Origin of the sequence: Paraburkholderia lycopersici (assembly GCF_900096975.1) — a bacterium.
In the GTDB taxonomy this organism is placed as follows: domain Bacteria; phylum Pseudomonadota; class Gammaproteobacteria; order Burkholderiales; family Burkholderiaceae; genus Paraburkholderia; species Paraburkholderia lycopersici.
In genome coordinates this window covers 23,075-43,433 of record NZ_FMYQ01000032.1, presented here as the reverse complement: position 1 = coordinate 43,433, position 20,359 = coordinate 23,075, and the positions used below count along the sequence as shown (strand labels likewise).

At 60.2% G+C, this 20,359-nt stretch carries 17 protein-coding genes; 2 read left to right on the top strand and 15 right to left on the bottom strand.

All coding sequences use genetic code 11. The features are described 5' to 3' along the window. Window positions 1-52: 52 nt before the first annotated feature. The 10 genes from BLU17_RS27035 to guaB all read right to left on the bottom strand — a co-directional run bounded on the left by BLU17_RS27035 (window position 53) and on the right by guaB (window position 13,303). Window positions 53-1,021, bottom strand: a complete 969-nt coding sequence (locus tag BLU17_RS27035) for a LysR family transcriptional regulator (protein WP_092003977.1) — start codon at window positions 1,019-1,021, stop codon at window positions 53-55. Window positions 1,022-1,289: 268 nt separating this feature from the next. Then, entirely contained in the window at window positions 1,290-2,273 is a 984-nt protein-coding gene (locus BLU17_RS27030) for a hydroxymethylglutaryl-CoA lyase (protein WP_092003974.1), read from the bottom strand. Beyond that, complete coding sequence (locus tag BLU17_RS27025) at window positions 2,270-3,487, bottom strand: CaiB/BaiF CoA transferase family protein (RefSeq protein ID WP_092003971.1); 1,218 nt, start codon at window positions 3,485-3,487, stop codon at window positions 2,270-2,272. Before BLU17_RS27025 ends, BLU17_RS27030 begins: the two co-directional genes overlap by 4 nt. A 44-nt stretch (window positions 3,488-3,531) precedes the next feature. Next, window positions 3,532-4,200: a 3-isopropylmalate dehydratase small subunit gene (leuD, locus tag BLU17_RS27020; protein WP_092003968.1), complete on the bottom strand. Its 669-nt coding sequence runs from the start codon at window positions 4,198-4,200 to the stop codon at window positions 3,532-3,534. After that, complete coding sequence (leuC, locus tag BLU17_RS27015; RefSeq protein ID WP_092003965.1) at window positions 4,197-5,636, bottom strand: 3-isopropylmalate dehydratase large subunit; 1,440 nt, start codon at window positions 5,634-5,636, stop codon at window positions 4,197-4,199. Before leuC ends, leuD begins: the two co-directional genes overlap by 4 nt. Window positions 5,637-5,822: 186 nt before the next feature. Then, complete coding sequence (locus BLU17_RS27010) at window positions 5,823-6,737, bottom strand: LysR substrate-binding domain-containing protein (protein WP_092003962.1); 915 nt, start codon at window positions 6,735-6,737, stop codon at window positions 5,823-5,825. A gap of 1,073 nt (window positions 6,738-7,810) precedes the next feature. Continuing rightward, a complete protein-coding gene (locus BLU17_RS27005; protein ID WP_092003959.1) occupies window positions 7,811-9,154 on the bottom strand; it encodes a tyrosine-type recombinase/integrase in 1,344 nt (447 codons plus the stop codon). 219 nt (window positions 9,155-9,373) lie between these two features. Then, window positions 9,374-10,957, bottom strand: a complete 1,584-nt coding sequence (guaA, locus tag BLU17_RS27000; RefSeq protein WP_092003956.1) for a glutamine-hydrolyzing GMP synthase — start codon at window positions 10,955-10,957, stop codon at window positions 9,374-9,376. A 180-nt stretch (window positions 10,958-11,137) separates the two neighbouring features. After that, window positions 11,138-11,836 carry a hypothetical protein gene (locus BLU17_RS26995; protein ID WP_092003953.1) on the bottom strand — a complete coding sequence of 233 codons (699 nt, stop codon included), beginning with the start codon at window positions 11,834-11,836 and terminating at the stop codon, window positions 11,138-11,140. A gap of 6 nt (window positions 11,837-11,842) precedes the next feature. Then, entirely contained in the window at window positions 11,843-13,303 is a 1,461-nt protein-coding gene (guaB, locus tag BLU17_RS26990) for an IMP dehydrogenase (protein ID WP_092003950.1), read from the bottom strand. A 273-nt stretch (window positions 13,304-13,576) separates the two neighbouring features. Between guaB and BLU17_RS26985 the strand changes: the two genes are divergently transcribed. After that, on the top strand, window positions 13,577-14,626 hold the full coding sequence (locus tag BLU17_RS26985) for a DMT family transporter (RefSeq protein WP_092003947.1): 1,050 nt from the start codon (window positions 13,577-13,579) through the stop codon (window positions 14,624-14,626). 22 nt (window positions 14,627-14,648) lie between these two features. Here BLU17_RS26985 and BLU17_RS26980 read toward each other — a convergent pair whose 3' ends face one another. Beyond that, entirely contained in the window at window positions 14,649-14,981 is a 333-nt protein-coding gene (locus BLU17_RS26980; protein WP_092003944.1) for an RnfH family protein, read from the bottom strand. Further along, window positions 14,978-15,415, bottom strand: coding sequence for a type II toxin-antitoxin system RatA family toxin (locus tag BLU17_RS26975; protein WP_092003941.1), 438 nt, complete (start codon window positions 15,413-15,415; stop codon window positions 14,978-14,980). Before BLU17_RS26975 ends, BLU17_RS26980 begins: the two co-directional genes overlap by 4 nt. A 102-nt stretch (window positions 15,416-15,517) precedes the next feature. Here BLU17_RS26975 and smpB point away from each other — a divergent pair, with 102 nt between their 5' ends. After that, window positions 15,518-15,964, top strand: a complete 447-nt coding sequence (gene smpB / locus BLU17_RS26970; RefSeq protein ID WP_028211433.1) for an SsrA-binding protein SmpB — start codon at window positions 15,518-15,520, stop codon at window positions 15,962-15,964. 80 nt (window positions 15,965-16,044) lie between these two features. On the opposite strand, the gene BLU17_RS26965 is transcribed toward smpB, so the two are convergent. The 3 genes from BLU17_RS26965 to ppsA form a co-directional block, all read right to left on the bottom strand. Then, on the bottom strand, window positions 16,045-16,995 hold the full coding sequence (locus BLU17_RS26965; RefSeq protein ID WP_092003938.1) for an SPFH domain-containing protein: 951 nt from the start codon (window positions 16,993-16,995) through the stop codon (window positions 16,045-16,047). Between the two features lie 94 nt (window positions 16,996-17,089). Further along, entirely contained in the window at window positions 17,090-17,575 is a 486-nt protein-coding gene (locus BLU17_RS26960; protein ID WP_092003935.1) for an NfeD family protein, read from the bottom strand. 144 nt (window positions 17,576-17,719) lie between these two features. Beyond that, window positions 17,720-20,113, bottom strand: a complete 2,394-nt coding sequence (gene ppsA / locus BLU17_RS26955; RefSeq protein ID WP_092003932.1) for a phosphoenolpyruvate synthase — start codon at window positions 20,111-20,113, stop codon at window positions 17,720-17,722. Window positions 20,114-20,359 lie beyond the last annotated feature (246 nt).

Here is a 20,359-nt window from a genome sequence, read left to right as displayed (position 1 = left end):
TCTCGTCTGCGGACTGATGTTTGCTGGGAAGTGTTATTTCTTCTATGTCACCTCAGCGAGTCGGTCCAGTCAAGTGGAGCGGTTGGTCACTTGCAAAACGAAAGACAGCCTGGTCTTCCTCATCCAAGGCCGCCGGAATACGGTCACGCAGGAAATCGATAAACGTTCTGACTTTTGCGTCCAGGAAACGGCGCGAAGAATAAATCGCAAATATGTCCAAGCCTTTAAGCCGGTAGTCAGGCAATACTAGCCTGATAGCGCCCTCCCCCAGATGAGAAATGGCCACACCCGCATGAAGCGGACCGACTCCCATCCCTTCTCGGATCGCCACCGCCATCGCGTCGACTGAGTCTACCCGCAGCGGGATGTGCTTCAGATCAACATTTACCTCTTTACCGCCATTGTCCAGCGTCCATACTCGGCGGTGCGACGTTGTTCCCGCCAATTCGAGGCACTTATGATTGGAAAGTTCATCAAGGCAGGACGGGGTTCCGTGCGTCTGCAAGTAGCTCAGGGAGGCGCATAAAACCATTTTGGTACTGCCCAGCCGTCTGGACAAAAACTGGCTATCCTCAAGTCCGAATGATGCAACAAATGATATATCGAGGCTCTCTTCGATGATGTCGGGCACGCGGGGAGAAATCGACATATCGAAGGACACCTCGGGATAGTTGGCAACGTAGCCCGGAATCATCCGGCTCAGATAGTGCTGACCAAGTCCTGGAGTCGCATGCAGTCGCATCGTACCAAATGGAACAATGTGCGCATGCGCAGCTTCCGCCTCGGCATCCTCTATAAGTCGGAGCACTTCACGACAACGGATCAGATACCGTTCGCCGGCTTCAGTTAATGACACTCTCCGGGTAGACCGTTGCAGTAGCCTCGTATGAAGTCTGTCCTCAAGACTAGTAATAGCCCTAGAAACCGATGCCATACTGGAGGACAAAGTGTCGGCGGCCCGCGTAAAGCTGCCTGCACTGGCCACCTCAGAGAAAATCCGCATCGCATGCAGAATGTCCATAACACTAGTCCTTTGCAGCCATACTCGTAGCGCGCCAATTAGCAAACTTGGACATCTTCGGCAAACGTTCCCAGATTCTTCGGACAGTCGATCTGATCAAAATTGCTTCGGATTATTAGCTCAGCCGTCTTGAAACGTGTCGCATCGACGTATGCGGTGTATCCCGGTTACACTGCCGACCCGTCGAGGTAACGTGACCGAGACAGCCAGACGCCAGACGGGCTAACCCGGCGCTCCGCTGAGTCCGGCAGCGCGCGCCGGTCCGCGATTACGACGGCATATTGCGGGCGAGGGCCCGCTCCCGAATTTCGGCGAAATCCGGTGGCGGTGCGTGCAGGTCCAGTCGCTTCCCAGCCTTTAGGAGCTGGCTTGGGAGATCGTGTCCGACGAGCGAAGGAAGGCGCCGGGATACGCCCATAAGTGCATCAAGGTTGATGCTCGTACGGTAGCCCATAAGCTCAAGCGCATGCACGACCTCCTCGGTACAGACATTCCCGCTGGCGCCCGGCGCATATGGACATCCCCCCAGGCCGCCAAACGACGCGTCGAATCTCGTTACCCCGGAGTCGATTGCTGCGATTATGTTCGCAAGACCCATTCCGCGAGTATTATGGAAATGCAGCGTCAATTCGGTCTTCGGCCAGCGTGCAATGAACGCTTCCGTCATTCTTGCGACTTGACTTGGATAAGCCATGCCGGTGGTATCGCAAAGCGTTACGCCGTTGGCACCGGCTTCCTCGATGAAGCGCTCGCACCAATGAAACACAGTGTCTTCGGGGACATCCCCTTCCATCGGACATCCAAACGCGCACGACAAAGAGATATTAACCCTGACTTCCGATGCATCAGCCACCCCCGCAACCTGCATTAGTCCGCTGAACGACTGTTCTCTGGTCATGCGTAGATTCGACAGATTGTGACTATCGCTTGCGGACATCACCAAGTTGAGTTCGTCTGCTCGCGATTCGATCGCACGTTCTGCACCACGTACATTTGGAACGAGAGCTGTATAAACAACGTCAGGATTGCGCTGGATCTCGTTCAGTACGACCTCAGCATCACGCAGCGCAGGGATCGCCTTGGGTGAGACGAACGCCGTGACTTCGATCTTGCTCAGGCCAGCTTCCGAAAGAGCGTTAATCAAGCCAACTTTTTCGTCTGTCGGCACGAACGCGGACTCTACCTGGAACCCGTCTCTCGGCCCGACCTCATTGATAAAAATTGGGCGACCATCACCGCTCCACGGCTTCATGCGACGACCCCCTTGCGACGCAACACATCCACTTCGGTTTGGCTCACACCAAGTTCCCCCAGAATGGCGTTTGTGTCGTCGCCCAGACCCGGTGCCGACGATCTAATGGTGCCAGGCGTACCGAGTAGCTTCGGAACGATGCCCGGGACGTCGACGACGTAGCCATCTCGGGTAGCCTGCTCAAGAATCATGTCGCGTTCGCGGAAATGCGGATCTTCATGAATGTCTCTGGCGGTATAAATTTTTCCAGCGGGGACATCCGCTTCATTCAGCACATGCAAGACTTCCTCCACCGTTCGGATAAAACTCCATCGCTCGATCGCCGCATCAAGCTCTTCAACACGAGCGACCCGGCCCGCGTTGTAAGCCAGTGTCGGATCCGAGGCGAGATCCTGCCGGTCGATTGCGATCATCAATCGCCTGAAAATGCTGTCTCCATTGCCCGCGATCAGGACATAACCATCCGAGCAACGGTAGGCATTGGACGGTGCGATCCCGGGCAACGCGCTTCCGGCTGCCTCGCGGACGACGCCAAATGCGCTGTACTCGGGGATGAGGCTTTCCATCACATTAAACACAGCCTCATGAAGCGCCACATCAATGACTTGACCCATACCGCCGTTGGCGTCTCGATAATATAGGGCTGCCAATACGCCGATCACCCCGTGAAGCGCCGCCAGCGTATCTCCGATTGAAATGCCACAACGCACCGGGACTCGCCCGGGCTCGCCGGTAAGGTGACGCAAACCGCCCAATGCCTCGCCTATTGATCCAAAGCCAGGGAGATCTTTGTACGGCCCCGTTTGCCCGTATCCCGAGATTCGGAGCATGATGAGTCTCGGGTTGAGCTTCGCTAGCTCCTCGTATCCCATGCCCCATCCTTCCAACGTGCCGGGACGAAAATTTTCGATCAACACGTCTGCACCAGCGATGAGTTGCTTCGCGATGTTCTGCCCTTCCGAGCTACGCAGGTCCAATGCAATAGAGCGTTTGTTACGCGACTGCACCTGCCACCACACCGAAGTCCCGTTCTTGATCAACCGCCAATTCCGAAGCGGGTCGCCTTTCCCCGGCGCTTCTATTTTGATTACCTCGGCGCCGAACTCACCCAACGTTTTGCCAGCGAACGGGCCAGCGATCAATTGCCCCATTTCGACGATCTTCACACCGGCCAGTGCACTAGGCGACGTCGTGGTTTCGTATCGGGCATTCATGCGTTAAATCCTCCAAGATTTTCTATCAAAGCAGCAGGATCGCGTCAGGCGTGACCTTCCGGCGAATTGTCGAACTGAGGAAACAACCATGGCTCCTTAAGCCGCCGATCCGCTTCGTAAGCTCGTATGCGGTCCCCAAGGCGCAACGTTAGCGCGACGTCATCCAGGCCTGCCAGCAACCTACGCTTTCTTTCTGGGTCGACCTCGAACCGCAGACACCCCAAATCCGGAACTTCAAGAGTCTGACTTCTTAAATCGATCGCTATCTGAAGGCCATCCGGCCGTTCTACGAGGTCAAATAAGCTCCTGATGGTCGTTTGATCAAGAGTGATTGGTAACATCCCGTTTTTAAAGCAGTTGCCATAAAAAATATCAGCAAAGCTTGGTGCGATCAAAGCCCTGATTCCATAGTCATATAACGCCCAAGCGGCATGTTCCCGGCTCGACCCGCAGCCAAAGTTATCTCGGGCTAATAAAATCTGCGCGCCGGCAAATCGAGCCTGATTGAGCGTAAATTCAGGATTGAGCCTCCGGCTTGCAACGTCTTGTCCTGGCTCACCGTGGTCGAGATAACGCCATTCATCGAACAGGTTTACACCGAAACCAGTCCGTGCGATCGATTTCATGAATTGCTTCGGAATGATCGCATCGGTATCGATGTTCGCTCTATCGATTGGCACGACCAGAGATTTCAGTGTCGTGAATGGATTCATACCTCTCTCCCCTTCGAGACGTCCACGAAGTGGCCCGCGATCGCGGCCGCGGCCGCCATTGCGGGGCTGACAAGATGAGTGCGGCCATCCTGGCCTTGACGTCCTTCGAAGTTCCGGTTCGAAGTCGAAGCACACCGCTCCCCAGGTTCCAGCCGGTCACCATTCATCCCCAAGCACATGGAGCAGCCAGGCTCCCGCCACTCGAAGCCTGCATCGCGAAAAACGATGTCGAGGCCCTCTGCCTCGGCTTGCGCCTTCACGGGACCCGAACCCGGTACTACGATTGCAAGTCGGACGCCGGGTGCAACACGCCGTCCCCTAACAACGTCCGCCGCCACTCGCAGGTCTTCAATCCGGCCGTTGGTGCATGAGCCAATGAAAACTTTGTCGATGGCGATATTAAGCGCCGAAATCCCCGGTTCCAGTCCCATGTAACGAAGCGCGCGCTCCATATCAGAACGCCGACTGATGTCCGGCTCGAGTGCCGGATCTGGAATGGTTCCATCCACAGGAATAACCATTTCCGGCGAGGTGCCCCAGGTAACCATCGGACGCACGTCATTCGCACGGACCTCGACGATTTTGTCGAAGTGCGCGCCTTCGTCGCTGACCAGCGTCCGCCAATAGGCTACGGCGGCGTCCCACTCGTCGCCATGAGGCGAAAAGTGGCGACCACGGACGTAATCCAATGTGACGTCATCAACGGCGATAAGCCCAACGCGCGCTCCGGCTTCGATTGCCATATTGCACAGCGTCATGCGGGACTCCATCGACATTGTCCTAACGGCTTCGCCCGCGAATTCGATCGCATATCCTGTGCCGCCGCCTGTACCGATCTTGCCAATCAGAAAGAGAATCAGGTCCTTTGCGCCCACCCATGGACTGAGAGTGCCATCGATGCGAACGAGCATCGACTTCATTCTTGAGACCGACAGGCACTGCGTGGCCAAGACGTGCTCGACCTCTGAAGTACCAACGCCAAAAGCAAGGGCTGCGAAGGCGCCGTGTGTGCTCGTGTGAGAATCTCCTGCCACCACCGTCATACCCGGCAGCGTCGCACCTTGCTCGGGTCCGATCACATGGATAATCCCTTGCTTTGGGCTGCCCAGACTGAACACCGTCAGGCCAAATTCGTCGCAGTTCTTTTCCAGTTGCGCCACTTGCGCGCGCGAGAGCTTGTCCTCGATTGCATCAAGATTTACACGCTGAGAAGCAATTGTGGGGATGTTATGGTCGGCAGCTGCGAGCACCGTATCCGGGCGCCAGACCTTTCGTTGTTTCGAACGAATCGTCTCGAAGGCCTGCGGACTAGTGACTTCATAGACCAGATGACGGTCAATATATAGAAGCGCCGGCCCTCCCTCTAATTCGGCAACTACGTGCCGACTCCACAACTTGTCGAATAAGGTTTGAGGATCAGCTATCGCGGATGTCATTGCACGTCTCCAAAATACTCAGCTAATATTTTTAAGCCCGCAAGCCAATTGCCGCTATCCTCTCGTTGAGGCCCGACAAATACGGCGATACGAATATTGTGCTGAAGACGGCGCGATGGGGGAATCCGTAAGACGTCAACCGAGCCTTCGTTTTCGACGAAGGCTGCAACACTACGACTACTTGAATTAGTTACGGTATGAATTCGAAGACGCGGTTTGGAGGAATTGGATCAAGAGTCGGGCAGGCTTGGGGAGTGCTCGAAAATCCCGCGCACAGAAAAGTAGTTCTCGCGTGGCCCACTCTTCGTTCAGTTCCAACTTCCGTAAGCCCATTGACCGAAGATGAGGGCTCACAGCCGCATCGGGCAGGACTGCAACACCGAGTCCCGCAGCGACCATCTGACACATCGCATCGAAACTTCGAACTTGGATTCGAAGTTTCAGCCTCTTCCCCGCTGCGCTCGTCGCGAGATCTAGGCGCTGGGCAAGCGATGTGGCGCGTGGCAGGCTTACGAACTCGTAGTCAGCAGCCTGGTCGAACGAAACCGCTCGCTTGCGTCCGAGGGGATGGCCCGCGGGAACAACGAGGACCAATTTATCCTGACGATACGGCAACGTTTCGAGGCCGTACGTTGGTATGCGGTCAGCGAGGATACCGAAGTCCGCCTCTCCATCCAGCACCGCCCTGACAACCTCACCGCTGTTTTGTTCCTCGAGCTCGATGCGAATAGTCGGATGAGCGGCAATGAACGATGCGATGTCCCCCGGCAGAAATTGTGTAATGGCCGACGTATTAGCCCAGAGCCTAACTACGCCCATGACGCCTTCAACATAGTCCGACAGATCGGCTAACAGCAAATCAACGTCCCCCAGAATTCTCTGTGCGTGGCGATAAAGAGCCTGTCCTGCTGGCGTTAACTTGATTCCGCGAGAATGTCTCTCGAACGTTTCAGTTCCTATGGCTGCTTCTAGTACGGACATTCGCTTGCTAGCAGACGCGAGCGAAATATGAGCTTGTTTCGCCCCGCTGCTGATGCTCCCGCTCCGGACGATGAGAGTAAAAAGCAGGAGAGATGTGAAATCGAGCCTATGTAAATTCATTTTCTTCGGCCTTATACAATCAATCACAACGTAGCTATGCGGCCCCAATTCATCAACGGCCGAATCGCCCTTGGGGTCTTATCACGAAGATAGTCAAGCACGATAGGTCACGGACCTTGAGGCGCGATAACTCAATTTTAATCGCGGAAAGATCCTCAAACCGTCATCCTGCAGGGGGCGCATCAAATCCCAACGGTACGACCTTGCCGGTCTTGTGCTTTAGTTGCGCCAGTCCTACGCGAAACGGACTTTCGCACATCAGCGCATTCTCTCGTGGAGTAACTTCCGGCCGTTATCCATAAGCACTCACTCTGCCCCTCTACCATCGCTAGCCCATCATTTCAACACTCTGACGAGTCTGAAGTTACATCAGGCGCTGCTTGGAGACCATCTGGCAGATATCCGGCATATTTGCTGCGCAGAAGGCCGGCACCTTGGTCTTGTCGCCGTATAGCCGAGCTTGCTGCGAAACGCTGCAAGCCGCGTCCTCGACGCACCCAGAATTTCTGCCCACGTCACCAAGCCAATACGCACGTTAGCTTCCTGGTGAGAGAAGCCATAGGGCTTGCTTGCTTCCGCACCGTCCGTGCCGCATCAGGAGTCATTTTGTTAGATATGGCGATGAAGGTCCAATGGGTATTCTGACTGTCTAAGCACTCATCGCTCGCGACCGCCAAGGCGTAACTTCCATGCAATCGGCAGCACCACGACAATGTGGTCGCCCGATTCCGACATGCCCAGCTCGCGGGCCACCACACCAAATCCCTAGCCATCTTGACCCGCTGGACGGCGGCCGCCTTGAACTCCGCCGTGTACGATTGCTTGCCTCCCATGCACCTAGACCGACAGCGCCGCTATCATGCGGTCTATAGCCCCATCATCTCATTGCACGCCACATGGGTAGCTAGATGGGTAGCTAGGAATTTTTTCAATGGTTTTTAACATATAACCTATTGAAAAATAATATATTTTTCAATAGGCATGAGCAGTACGACATCGCTCGAACGTTTCTTGGCCGATTATCTGAAGCCGGAAATCCATGCTTAGGCTAGCGGTCGGTTTGCTCCGTATGGCTAAAGATCATCGTCCAAATCGTCTTCGTGAATCTCGGCGGCACGCCGTTTGGCATCGGCAATCAGATCCTTTGCAGACGCTCCGCGTAACCATGCGTCGATCATGTCGGCCCAGCATTGCAGCATGATCCTCCGCTCGGAGAAGTAACGATTCACGTTATAGATTGCCGCGATTCTATTTTTCGGAGAGTGTGCCAGAGACATCTCTATCCAGCGCTCGTCAAACTTCGCGCGGTTCAGGCCGGTAGAAAACGTCCGCCGCAGATCATGCACGCCAAGGCTCTGAAAATCGGAATCGTCTTTCCTGATGTGCTCCACAGTGGCGTCAATCACGCGATTCAACGTGGCATTGGAAATCGGTGTCTCACTGTCGTATCGGCTTGGATGCAGGTACACGCTCGAACCAAAGCACGAACGAAACGTCGTCAAAATATCCAGTGCCTGGCTACTCAGCGGTACGACGTGGTCCTTGCCCGCCTTCATCCTCGCAGCAGGGATCGTCCAACGCTCGGCGTCGAAATCGACCTCCCTCCAAGTGGCATCGATAAACTCGCTCTTTCGAACCCCAGTCAACAGAATAAATCTCAACGCCAAGCGCAGAGTCGGCATGGTCGCCACACGATCCAGTGCTGTCAGAAACGTCCGCATTTCAGCAGGCGACAGCGCGCGCTCTCGTGGCTCAAACGTGGCGATGGCACTGGCACGGATCGCCTCAGCCGGATTATCCACAGCCAACCCGCTACCCTGAGCGTGGTTGAATACAGCGCGAACGATATCGCGAACATGGACGGCGACAGCGGGGCCGCGCTTCTCTTTGGTTTCGTCGCACAGGCGTTTCAGTCGCTGCGGAGTCACCTCCTGCAGTTTGAGCTTTCCCAGCTCCGGCTCAATGACGCGCCGATAAACCGCTCGACGCAGCGCCAAAGTGCTATCGGCCAGTTGCTCGGCTCCACTTTTCGGGTCGCCCTTATGCTTGAAGTAGTTTTCGGCCCACCCACTGAAAGTGAGCGCGTTGGTCGCAGAGACGCGCTTCTCGACCTTGGTTCGCGACGGCGATACGCCCCGCTCCACATCGCGTCTGGCGCGATCAAGCAATAGGCGCGCCTCGCGCAGCGACATCGATACGCCATACTCGAGCGATTCGGGCTCTCGCGTCGGTTGGCGCCCAAGATCCGCGTCGTACCGCCCAATAGTCAGCGTTTCACGCCGTCCGTTCAACCGGTAGTCGTACCGAAAAGAAATCGTACCTGTCGTCAGCACCGCCACGTACATACCGTCGCGGTCTGTCACCTTGAATGCCTTATCCCTGGGCTTGAGGGAATTCAGCTCTCGATCAGTTAGCAAATCAGCCTCCGGTCAGGTTCCCTCATGGTACCGTCAGACGTGACTGACGGTACCATTGGTGGGTTTTCCGACCGCCTCAAGCGGTACCGTCACTGGTACCGGAAAAATAGCTGAGATTGGATGATTTCAGCTAAAGCGGGGTGACAACAAAAATCTCCGTAACCATTTGTTTTTAAGAGATTTTTGATACCGCTTGAGACAGTGTGAGGCTATGCTAAATCATTCCCACTCAATCGTCGCCGGCGGCTTGCCCGAAATGTCGTACACGACACGATTGATCCCGCGCACCTCATTGATGATGCGGTTCGACACATGCCCGAGCAGTTCATGCGGCAGATGCGCCCAATGCGCGGTCATGAAGTCGAGCGTCTGGACCGCGCGCAGCGCAACGACGTACTCGTAGGTGCGGCCATCGCCCATCACGCCCACGCTCTTCACCGGCAGGAACACCGCGAATGCCTGGCTCGTGAGGTCATACCACGACTTGCCCGTTTCCTTGTCGATGGTGTTGCGCAGCGTTTCGATGAAGATCGCGTCCGCGCGGCGCAGCAGATCCGCGAAATCGCGCTTCACCTCGCCGAGAATGCGCACGCCGAGGCCCGGTCCCGGGAACGGATGGCGATACACCATGTCGTGCGGCAAGCCGAGCTTCACGCCCAGTTCGCGCACTTCGTCCTTGAAGAGTTCGCGCAGCGGCTCGAGCAGCTTGAGGTTCAGCGTTTCCGGCAGCCCGCCCACATTGTGGTGGCTCTTGATCGTGTGCGCGGCCTTCTTGCCCTTGCCCGCCGACTCGATCACGTCCGGGTAGATCGTGCCTTGCGCAAGCCACTTCGCATCGGTGAGCTTGCCCGCTTCGGCCTGGAACACTTCGACGAACTCCGCGCCAATGATCTTGCGCTTCGCTTCGGGATCGGTCACGCCCGCGAGCTTCGACATGAACGCTTCGCTCGCGTCGACGTGGACCACCTTCACACCGAGGTTGTCCGCGAACATCGACATCACCTGCTCGGCTTCGTTCAGGCGCAGAAGGCCGTGATCGACGAACACGCAGGTCAGCTGGTCGCCAATCGCGCGATGCAGCAGCGCCGCCGCCACCGACGAGTCCACGCCGCCCGAAAGACCTAGGATCACGTTCTCGCTGCCCACCTGCCTGCGAATCGTTTCGACGGCCTCCTCGATGTAGTGCCCCATTTCCCAGTCGGCCCTGGCGCCGCAGATGCCGAGCACGAAGCGCTCGAGCATCGCGCGGCCCTGTACCGTATGCGTGACTTCCGGATGCCATTGCAGGCCGTAGAAATGGCGCTTCTCGTCGGCCATCGCCGCGATCGGGCACGATTCCGTCGACGCCATCAGCTGGAAGCCCTGCGGCATTTCCGTGACCTTGTCGCCGTGGCTCATCCAGACCTTGAGCATGCCGTGGCCTTCGCTCGTGCGAAAGTCTTCGATGCCTTCGAGGAAGCTCGTGTGATTGCGCGCGCGCACTTCGGCGTAACCGAATTCGCGCACATGACCGCCGTCCACCTTGCCGCCTAGCTGCTCTGCCATCGTCTGCATGCCGTAACAGATGCCGAGAACCGGCACGCCCAGCTCGAACACGGCCTGCGGTGCGCGCGGCGTATCGGTGTCGGTGACCGAGTTCGGACCGCCCGAGAGGATGATGCCCTTCGGCGCGAATTCGCGAACGAATGCGTCGTCTACGTCATACGGGTGAATTTCCGAGTAGACGTGGGCTTCGCGCACGCGGCGCGCGATGAGCTGGGTGACTTGCGAGCCGAAGTCGAGAATCAGGATTTTGTCGTGCATGGCTGCGGACGAGACCTAAAAAAGAACGGATACGGAAAACCGCGCGACAGTCGAAAACGCGCGCAGCGTGAATTCATCAGGACCGCAGCGCCACGCTACGGCGGAACCGGGTGGCGCAGGTTCGGCGGCGCTTCGGGCGCATTACGTCTGGCGTTTCGGAGACCGGGTTTGCGCGCGGCCTCAGCCACGCAGCGGCGGCCTCGGTGCGTCGGCCGCTTCGTCGCGGGCGGCCTGGCGAGCCTCGCCGGCTTGCGCCGCGGCGGGCGAGGACGACGCGGCGGGCGGAACGGCCGCGGGCGTCACGGGGGGCGCCTGCACGGCAGGCTCGGCCGGCGCCGCGGGCCGTTGCGCCTCACGCGCACCGCCCCAAGGCATCGCTCGCATGGAACCGGGCTTCGCATATGCCACCGGCTCGTCGCGCCGCTCCTTTGCGGTCTTGCCCGCTTCACGCTGCTGCGCCGTCCGCCCCTTGTCGCCCTTTGCACGCCTGCGCACCGCGCCCGCGAGCCGGACGCCACCCAGACCGAGGACGATCAGCCACACCCCGACCGCACCGGCCACCAGCTGGCCCAAACCCGTGAGCCGCGGCGTACGCAGCCCGATCAGCCAGACCAGCATCAGCACGCCGGCGATCCAGTTGACGTGCCCCGCTGTCCGACCGACAGGCAGGGTCATCTCCCCGTGAAAAGCCGCACGCAGCGCAAGCCACGCGAAACCCAGCAGCACCACGCCGAACGCCTGTCCGACGAGCGCCGGCTGCGTCTGCACCAGTTGCAACGCGTTGTAGACCAGGGTCCAGGGCGTAAGAACGAACAGCACGCCGAACCCCAGCAGTGTCAACGCATCGACAATCAGCAGCACGCGCAGCAGCGGCTTCATCGGGATTTAGTCCACGTGATAGTTGGGCGCTTCCTTCGTGATCTGCACGTCGTGGACGTGGGATTCGCGCATGCCCGCCGCGGTGATTTCGACGAACGACGCCTTGTCGTGCAGTTCGTCGATCGTGCGGCAACCGCAGTAGCCCATCGAGGCGCGCACGCCGCCGATCAGCTGGAACAGGATCGCGTTGACCGAACCCTTGTAGGCGACACGGCCTTCGATGCCTTCCGGCACGAGCTTGTCGATATTGGCCGAGTTGTCCTGGAAGTAGCGGTCCGCGGCGCCGTCCTTCATCGCGCCGACCGAGCCCATGCCGCGGTACGACTTGTACTGCCGGCCCTGGTAGAGGAACACGTCGCCCGGCGACTCTTCGGTGCCGGCGAACATGCTGCCCATCATGACGGCGTTCGCGCCAGCGGCCAGCGCTTTCGACACGTCGCCCGAGAAGCGGATGCCGCCGTCTGCGATGCACGGCACGCCCGTGCCCTTGAGCGCCTCGGAAACATTGGCGATCGCGCTGATCTGCGGCACGCCCACGCCGGCGACGATACGCGTCGTGCAGATGGAGCCCGGGCCGATGCCGACCTTCACACCGTCCGCCCCGTACTCGACGAGGGCGCGCGCGGCAGCGGCCGTGGCGATGTTGCCGCCAATCACTTCGACGTGCGGAAAGTTCTTCTTGACCCAGCGCACGCGCTCGAGCACGCCCTTGCTGTGGCCGTGCGCCGTATCGACGACGATCACGTCCACGCCGGCCTGCGCCAGCAGCTCGACGCGCTCTTCGTTGTCCGGGCCAACCCCGACGGCCGCCCCCGCGCGCAGCTTGCCATGCTCGTCCTTGCAGGCGGCCGGGTGCTCGGTTTGCTTGGTGATGTCCTTGACGGTCATGAGGCCGCGCAACTCGAATGCGTCGTTCACGACCAGCACGCGTTCGAGGCGGTGGCTGTGCATGAGCGCCTTGGCCTCGAAGAGCGGCGTGCCTTCCTTCACGGTGACGAGGCGCTCGCGCGGCGTCATGATCGAACGCACCGGCTCGTCCAGACGCGTTTCGAAGCGCAGGTCGCGATTCGTGACGATACCGACGAGTTGCGCGCCCTCCACGACCGGGAAACCTGAAATGCCATGCTGCTGCGAAAGCGCGATGACGTCCGCGACCTTCATTTGCGGCGGAACGGTGATCGGATCGCGCACCACGCCCGACTCGAAGCGCTTCACCTTCGCGACCTCGCGGGCCTGCTCGGCCGGCGTGAGGTTCTTGTGGACGATGCCGACGCCGCCCTGCTGTGCCATGGCGATTGCGAGACGGCCTTCCGTGACGGTGTCCATCGCGGCCGACACAAGGGGAATGTTCAGGGAGATATTGCGGGTCAGCCGGGTCTTCAGGCTGGTGTCGCGCGGGAGAACGTCGGAGAAGGCGGGAACGAGGAGCACGTCATCGAACGTGAGTGCTTTCTGGATCAGACGCATGGCAAATCCTATAGGCGCAAAAGCAGATTATACGCGATAGCGCCCTGGAAATCATCTGTGTGAACAGGGGCTTAGCGCCGTTTTCGGGATTATTTCCAGCGCTGTCCGCGCCAGCGGACGCCGTTTGCGCACCGCCGCCTCCGACCCGAATTCCCGCCACGTCCGGTGCAGGATTGAACAAGACGCCGGCGCGGACCGCCAGCTAAGCTTCGGGAAAACGTGCTGGATGGCCCATCCGTATGGGTCGCGCGAAGTTTTCTGGAGGCAGGTCAAATGCAGCGTGGTGTGTTGTACGGCGTACTGGCGGGCGCATTGTGGGGCACGGTATTCGTCGTGCCCAGGCAGTTGGCGGAGTTTTCACCGCTGCTTCTGAGCTCTGGCCGCTACGTGATGTACGGGCTCGTCTCCCTTGCCGCGCTCGTGCCCATGCTGCGCCGCGTCTGGCCGCGCCTCACGCGCGCCGACTTCGTCGCGCTCGTGAAGCTCGCGCTCATGGGCAACGTGCTCTATTACCTCTTTCTTGCGAGCGCGATCCATCTCGTGGGTATCGCGCCCGCCTCGCTGATCGTCGGCGTGCTGCCCGTCACGGTCACGCTGCTCGGACGGAGCGACCATGGCGCCGTGCCGATTTCACGCCTCGTCTGGCCGCTCGCGATGATCGCAGCCGGCATCGTCTGCATCAACGTGGACGTGTTCACCGCCGCCGGCGACGCCGGCAGCCACGCAAGCGTCGTCACGCGCATCGCCGGCCTCGGCTGCGCGGTCGGCGCGCTCGTCTGCTGGACCTGGTTCGCGGTCGAGAACGCCCGCTATCTGCATCGCAACGCGCATTTCAGCGGCAACGAGTGGTCGGTGCTATGGGGCGTGGTCACAGGTGCGCTCGGCGGCGTGCTCTGGCTCGGCATTCTGTGCCTGCCGTCGGGCTGGGTGCAGGAAAGCGTGAGCACCGCCCGCTGGACGACGTTCTGGCAGCTGAATCTGGTGCTCGCGATCGGCGCCTCGTGGCTCGGCAACGGTCTCTGGAACGCGGCTGCGAAGCGCCTGCCGCTCACGCTGTCGGGCCAGATGATCGTGTTCGAGACGCTATTCGCCCTGCTCTACGGCTTCATCTACGACCACCGGCTGCCGCGCGCGCTGGAAATCGCGGCGATCGTGCTGCTGGTGGCGGGCGTGAGCTGGTCGGTGCGCCAGCACTCGGGCGGCCCGGAGGACACGGTCCACGGCGACGGCATCGTGCCGGAAGGCGATCTGCCGGGAATCGCGCACGAAAATCGCAGCACGCGCCCCGACGACGGCGCGCAGCGACGCCGCACGACCGCATGAGCCAGCGTGCGCCCGCGCGAAACTAGCGGGAATCCTTAGGCAGCCATTTGCGCCCTTCGACCGCCCCTTCCTTGCGGCTCTTGTCGACGCGGCGCTGGCGCGCCATCTTGGGGTCGACGATCAGCGGGCGGTAAATTTCCACGCGGTCGTGGTCGGCGAGCACGGCATCGAGCGGCTTGAGCTTGCCGTACACGCCCACTTTCAGCTTCGCGAGGTCGATCTCGGGATGGCGGGCGAGAACGCCGCTCGCGTCGATAGCCTGCCGGACGGTCGCGCCCGGCGGCAATTCGACGGTGATGAGCGTTTGCGCGTTGGGCAGCGCATAGCAGACGTCGATGGAAAGCGTCGCGCTCATGGCTTGCCGTAGCGCTGGTCGGCGCGCTTCACGAAGGAGTCGACGAAGGTGTTCGCGATGTGATGGAACACCGGCCCGATGATCTTTTCGAGGATGATGTTCGCAAATTCGTAATGCAGCGCGAACTCGATCTTGCAGGCGTCGGCGCGCAGCGGCGTGAAGCGCCAATAGCCCGTAAATTTGCGGAACGGGCCGTCGGCGAACTCCATGTCGATGCGTTCGGGCCGCTTTTGCGAGTTGCGCGTGGCGAAGTGCTGCTTGATGCCCTTGAAGTTGATGTCGATCTTCGCCTCCATGCCGTTTTCGTCCTGCCGGCGAATTTCGACGCCTCCGCACCACGGCAGGAAGTTGGGGTAGTCGGCGACGTCGGTAACGAGGTCGAACATCTGCTCCGCCGAATGGCGAATCAACACGGTTTTCTGAACATCCGCCATAAATTGCGCAATGCGTGGCAAGGGTGAAAGCGCTGCGGGCTTTCGGGAGCCCGCTTTGCTAAAATCGTAATTTTAAACGAGTTGGGCCGATCCCATTTTCCTATGAGCATCATCGACAACAGAAAAGCGTTCTTCGATTACTTCATCGAAGAACGCCACGAGGCTGGGCTCGTGCTCGAAGGATGGGAAGTCAAGGCCATGCGAGCCGGACGGGCCAACATCAAGGAAAGCTACGTCATGATCAAGGACGGCGAGCTCTACCTGATCGGCACGCACATCAGCCCGCTGCCCGAGGCCTCGACGCACATCCACCCCGACCCCACGCGTATACGCAAGCTGCTGCTCCGCCGCGAAGAAATCGACAAGCTGATCGGCAAGGTCGAGCAGCGCGGCTTCACGCTCGTGCCGCTGAATTTCCATTACAAGGGCGGCCGCGTGAAATGCGAAATCGGTCTCGCCAAGGGCAAGAAGCTGCACGACAAGCGCGAGACCGAGAAAAAGCGCGACTGGGAGCGCGAAAAGGCGCGTTTGATGCGCTCGCCGACCTGATTCTTCCGGCATCGTGGACGACAAACGGGCCGCTCGCGCGGCCCGTTTGCGTTTCATCCTTCCCAATGGCGCTTCGGCACTTATGCGCCCTTCGCACCGCTGATCTGCCCCTCGCGAATGCCCGCCCGGTTCACGATCGTGAGCGCCGAGGCGATCATGGTGCTCAGGTCGCCCATGTTGCCGGGCACGATCAGCGTATTGCCCTGCTTCGCGAGATTGGCGAACGCATTGACGTACTGCTCGGCCACCTTGAGGTTGACGGCGTCCATGCCGCCCTGCGACTGGATCGAGTTGCCGATCTTCTGGATGGCCTGCGCATTCGCCTCGGCCACCGCGAGGATCGCCGCCGCTTGCCCTTGTGCCTGGTTGATGGCGGCCTGCCTCTCGCCTTCCGACTTCTGGATCGCGGCTTCGCGCGCGCCGGCGGCCAGATTGATCTGCTCCTGCTTGCGCCCTTCGGAGGCCGCGATGAGCGCTCGCTTCTCGCGCTCGGCGGTAATCTGCGCCTGCATGGCGTGGAGAATTTCCTTCGGCGGCGTCAGATCCTTGATCTCGTAGCGCAGCACCTTCACCCCCCAGTTCGACGCAGCTTCATCGAGCGCGGAAACGACGCTGTGATTGATGAAGTCGCGCTCCTCGAACGTCTTGTCGAGTTCGAGCTTGCCGATCACGGAGCGCAGCGTGGTCTGCGAAAGCTGCGTGATCGCGAAGACAAAATTGCTCGACCCGTACGATGCCTTCATCGGATCGGTCACCTGGAAGTACAGCACACCGTCCACCTGAAGCTGCGTGTTGTCGCGCGTGATGCAAACCTGGCTCGGCACGTCGAGCGGGATTTCCTTGAGCACGTGCTTGTACGCGACGCGGTCCACGAACGGCAGCACGATCGTAAGCCCCGGCGTAAGCGTCGCGTGATAGCGGCCGAGCCGTTCGAGCACCCAGGCATGCTGTTGCGGCACGATCTTGATGGTCTGCGCGATCAGCACGACGACGATCACAAGCAGAATCAGGCCGACGACTGGGACTTGCATACAGAACCTCCGTTCGCTTCGGTGTGGTTTGTTTGTGTGTTCAACGCGCAGAAGAACGACGTAAAAGCGCGCTTCGGTTTCCGGTTCTCTTCGCCTATGCGTGGCGCGCGCCATCGCGGGCAGCGTGACGCGCACCGGCTTCGCGCCGCTCGTGCTTCGCCGCGACGACGAGGCAACTGCCGCGCACCGCTTTGATCTCGTAAAGAGGGGCGTCTTCGGGCTCGCCGGGCGCGAGTTCGACGTCCCATTCGGCGCCACGGTACATCGTGCGCGCGCGGCCGCTGTGCCAGGCGGCGACCGCGAGCGTCGCGCCGATATCGAGGTTGACGCCCGGGTCGGTCGAGGCGTCGGTCATGCGCCGGCGGCGGCCGAAGCGCGAGCGCCGCAGCGTGACAACCGCCGCGAGCCCAACCGCCGCCGCGACAATCAGTTGCACGTCGAGCGGCACACCGAGCTCATACGTCAACGCGCCCGCGAGAAAGCCGAGCGCGATCATCAGCAGATAGAACGTGCCGGTCATCAGTTCCGCGACGATGAGCACGCCAGCGGCAATCCACCAGACCAAACCATGCGGACCCACAACGATCTCCCAAAGTAAAACACCCCGGCTTGACCGGGGTGTTATAGCACGAAGCTGACACTTTTTTCCGCAGCCTGCAAAGGCACGAGGAAAGGCACGTCGAACCTCGAAAGCGGGAAGGACTCGCGCCCTCGCCCCCTGAACTTACTTTGCCTTCGCCAGCGCCTGCCACGTCTCGATGACCGTGTCCGGGTTCAGCGAGATCGACGCGATGCCTTCCTCGGCGAGCCACTGCGCGAAATCCGGATGATCCGAAGGACCCTGGCCGCAGATGCCGACGTACTTGTTCAGGCGCAGGCACGTCTGGATCGCGCGCTTGAGCATGAACTTGACGGCCGGGTCGCGCTCGTCGAAGTCGACGGCCAGCAGTTCCATGCCCGAGTCGCGGTCGAGGCCGAGCGTGAGCTGCGTGAGGTCGTTCGAGCCGATCGAGAAGCCGTCGAAGTACTGCAGGAACTCTTCGGCAAGAATCGCGTTCGACGGCACTTCGCACATCATGATGAGCCGCAGGCCGTTCACGCCGCGCTTGAGGCCGAACTTGTCGAGCAGACCCACCACGCGCTCCGCCTGCTTGAGCGTGCGCACGAACGGCACCATGATCTCGACGTTCGTGAGACCCATCTCCTCACGCACGCGCTTGAGCGCGATGCACTCCATTTCGAACGCCTGCGCAAAGTCCTCGGCGATGTAGCGCGACGCGCCGCGGAAGCCCAGCATCGGATTTTCTTCGTCCGGCTCGTAGCGCGAACCGCCGATCAGCTTCTTGTACTCGTTCGACTTGAAGTCCGACAAACGAACGATCACGGGCTTCGGATAGAACGCCGCCGCAATCGTGGCAATCCCTTCGGTCAGCTTGTCGACGTAGAACGCGCGCGGCGACGCGTGGCCGCGCGCGACGCTTTCGACGGCCTTCTTCAGATCGGCATCGACGTTCGGGTACTCGAGGATCGCCTTCGGGTGCACGCCGATGTTGTTGTTGATGATGAACTCGAGACGCGCAAGGCCCACGCCGGCATTCGGCAGTTGCGAGAAGTCGAACGCGAGCTGCGGGTTGCCGACGTTCATCATGATCTTGACCGGAATCGACGGCAGCTCGCCACGCTGGATTTCGCTGACTTCGGTTTCGAGCAGACCGTCGTAGATGCGGCCTTCGTCGCCTTCCGCGCACGACACGGTCACGAGCGCGCCGTCCTTCAGCACGTCGGTCGCGTCGCCGCAGCCCACGACTGCCGGCACGCCCAGCTCGCGCGCGATGATCGCCGCGTGGCAGGTGCGCCCGCCGCGGTTCGTGACGATCGCCGAGGCACGCTTCATCACCGGTTCCCAGTTCGGGTCGGTCATGTCGGCCACGAGCACGTCGCCCGGCTGCACGCGTTCCATTTCTGACGGATCGTGAATCACCTTCACGCGGCCCGCGCCGATCCTCTGGCCGATCGCGCGGCCCGTGGCGAGCACCTGCGACTGACCCTTGAGCTTGAAGCGCTGCTCGACCTTGCCGTGCGCCTGGCTCTTCACCGTTTCCGGACGCGCCTGGAGAATGAAGATCTTGCCGTCGCGGCCGTCCTTGCCCCACTCGATGTCCATCGGACGCTGGTAGTGCTTCTCGATGATGACGGCGTACTTCGCCAGCTCGATCACGTCTTCGTCGGTGATCGAGAAGCGGTTGCGCTGCTCGTGCGACACGTCGACGGTCTTCACGCGACCCGGCTCGCCCGGCTGCGTGAACTCCATCTTGATGAGCTTCGAGCCGATCGAGCGGCGGATGATCGGGGCCTTGCCCTGTGCGAGCGTGGTCTTGAAGACATAGAACTCGTCCGGATTCACGGCGCCCTGCACGACCGTTTCACCGAGGCCGTAGCTCGACGTGATGAAGACGGCGTCCTTGAAGCCCGATTCGGTGTCGAGCGTGAACATCACGCCCGCGGCGCCGACGTCCGAGCGGACCATACGCTGCACGCCCGCGGAGAGCGCGACTTCGGCGTGGGTGAAGCCCTTGTGGACGCGATAGGAAATGGCGCGGTCGTTGTAGAGCGACGCGAACACGTGCTTGAGGCGGTCGAGCACGTCCTCGACGCCCACCACGTTCAGGTAGCTTTCCTGTTGACCGGCGAACGAAGCGTCGGGCAGGTCTTCCGCCGTCGCCGACGAACGCACGGCGAACGACAGCTCGGCGGGCGAGCCGTTCTGCAGCGTTTCGAAGCCTGCGCGGATCTCCGCCTCGAGCTTCGGCTGCAGCGGCGCGTCGACGATCCATTGACGGATTTCCTTGCCCGCTTCGGCCAGCGCCTTGACGTCGTCGACGTCGAGCGCCTCCAGGCGAGCGGCGATCCGTTCGGTCAGGGTGTTGTGTTTCAGGAAGTCGCGGAAAGCGAGTGCCGTCGTGGCGAAGCCCGTGGGCACGCGCACGCCGGCTTCAGCCAGCTGGCTGATCATTTCGCCGAGCGAGGCGTTCTTGCCGCCCACGATCTCGACATCGGTCATCCGCAACTGCTCGAAAGGCACTACATATGCCTGATCCTTGGCAACGGTGTTAGTCATACAAGCCCCTAAGTGTGAAAAAAATTCACGATTGCGCAAGTGGGCTCGAACGCGGTCCACTTATTGGAAGCGGATTCGCGTCTTGCGCAACCTGTTGGAAAAGCAATCGCTTATCCGTGCAGTGAATTCCCATTCTCAGGAAAAGCACGAAGATGCTAGCGATTGCACGGAGTTAGATGAAATCGCTGCGAATTGACACCAGAATACGCCGCGATGAACGGCTGTTTGGCGCGGTTGCACTGCAAT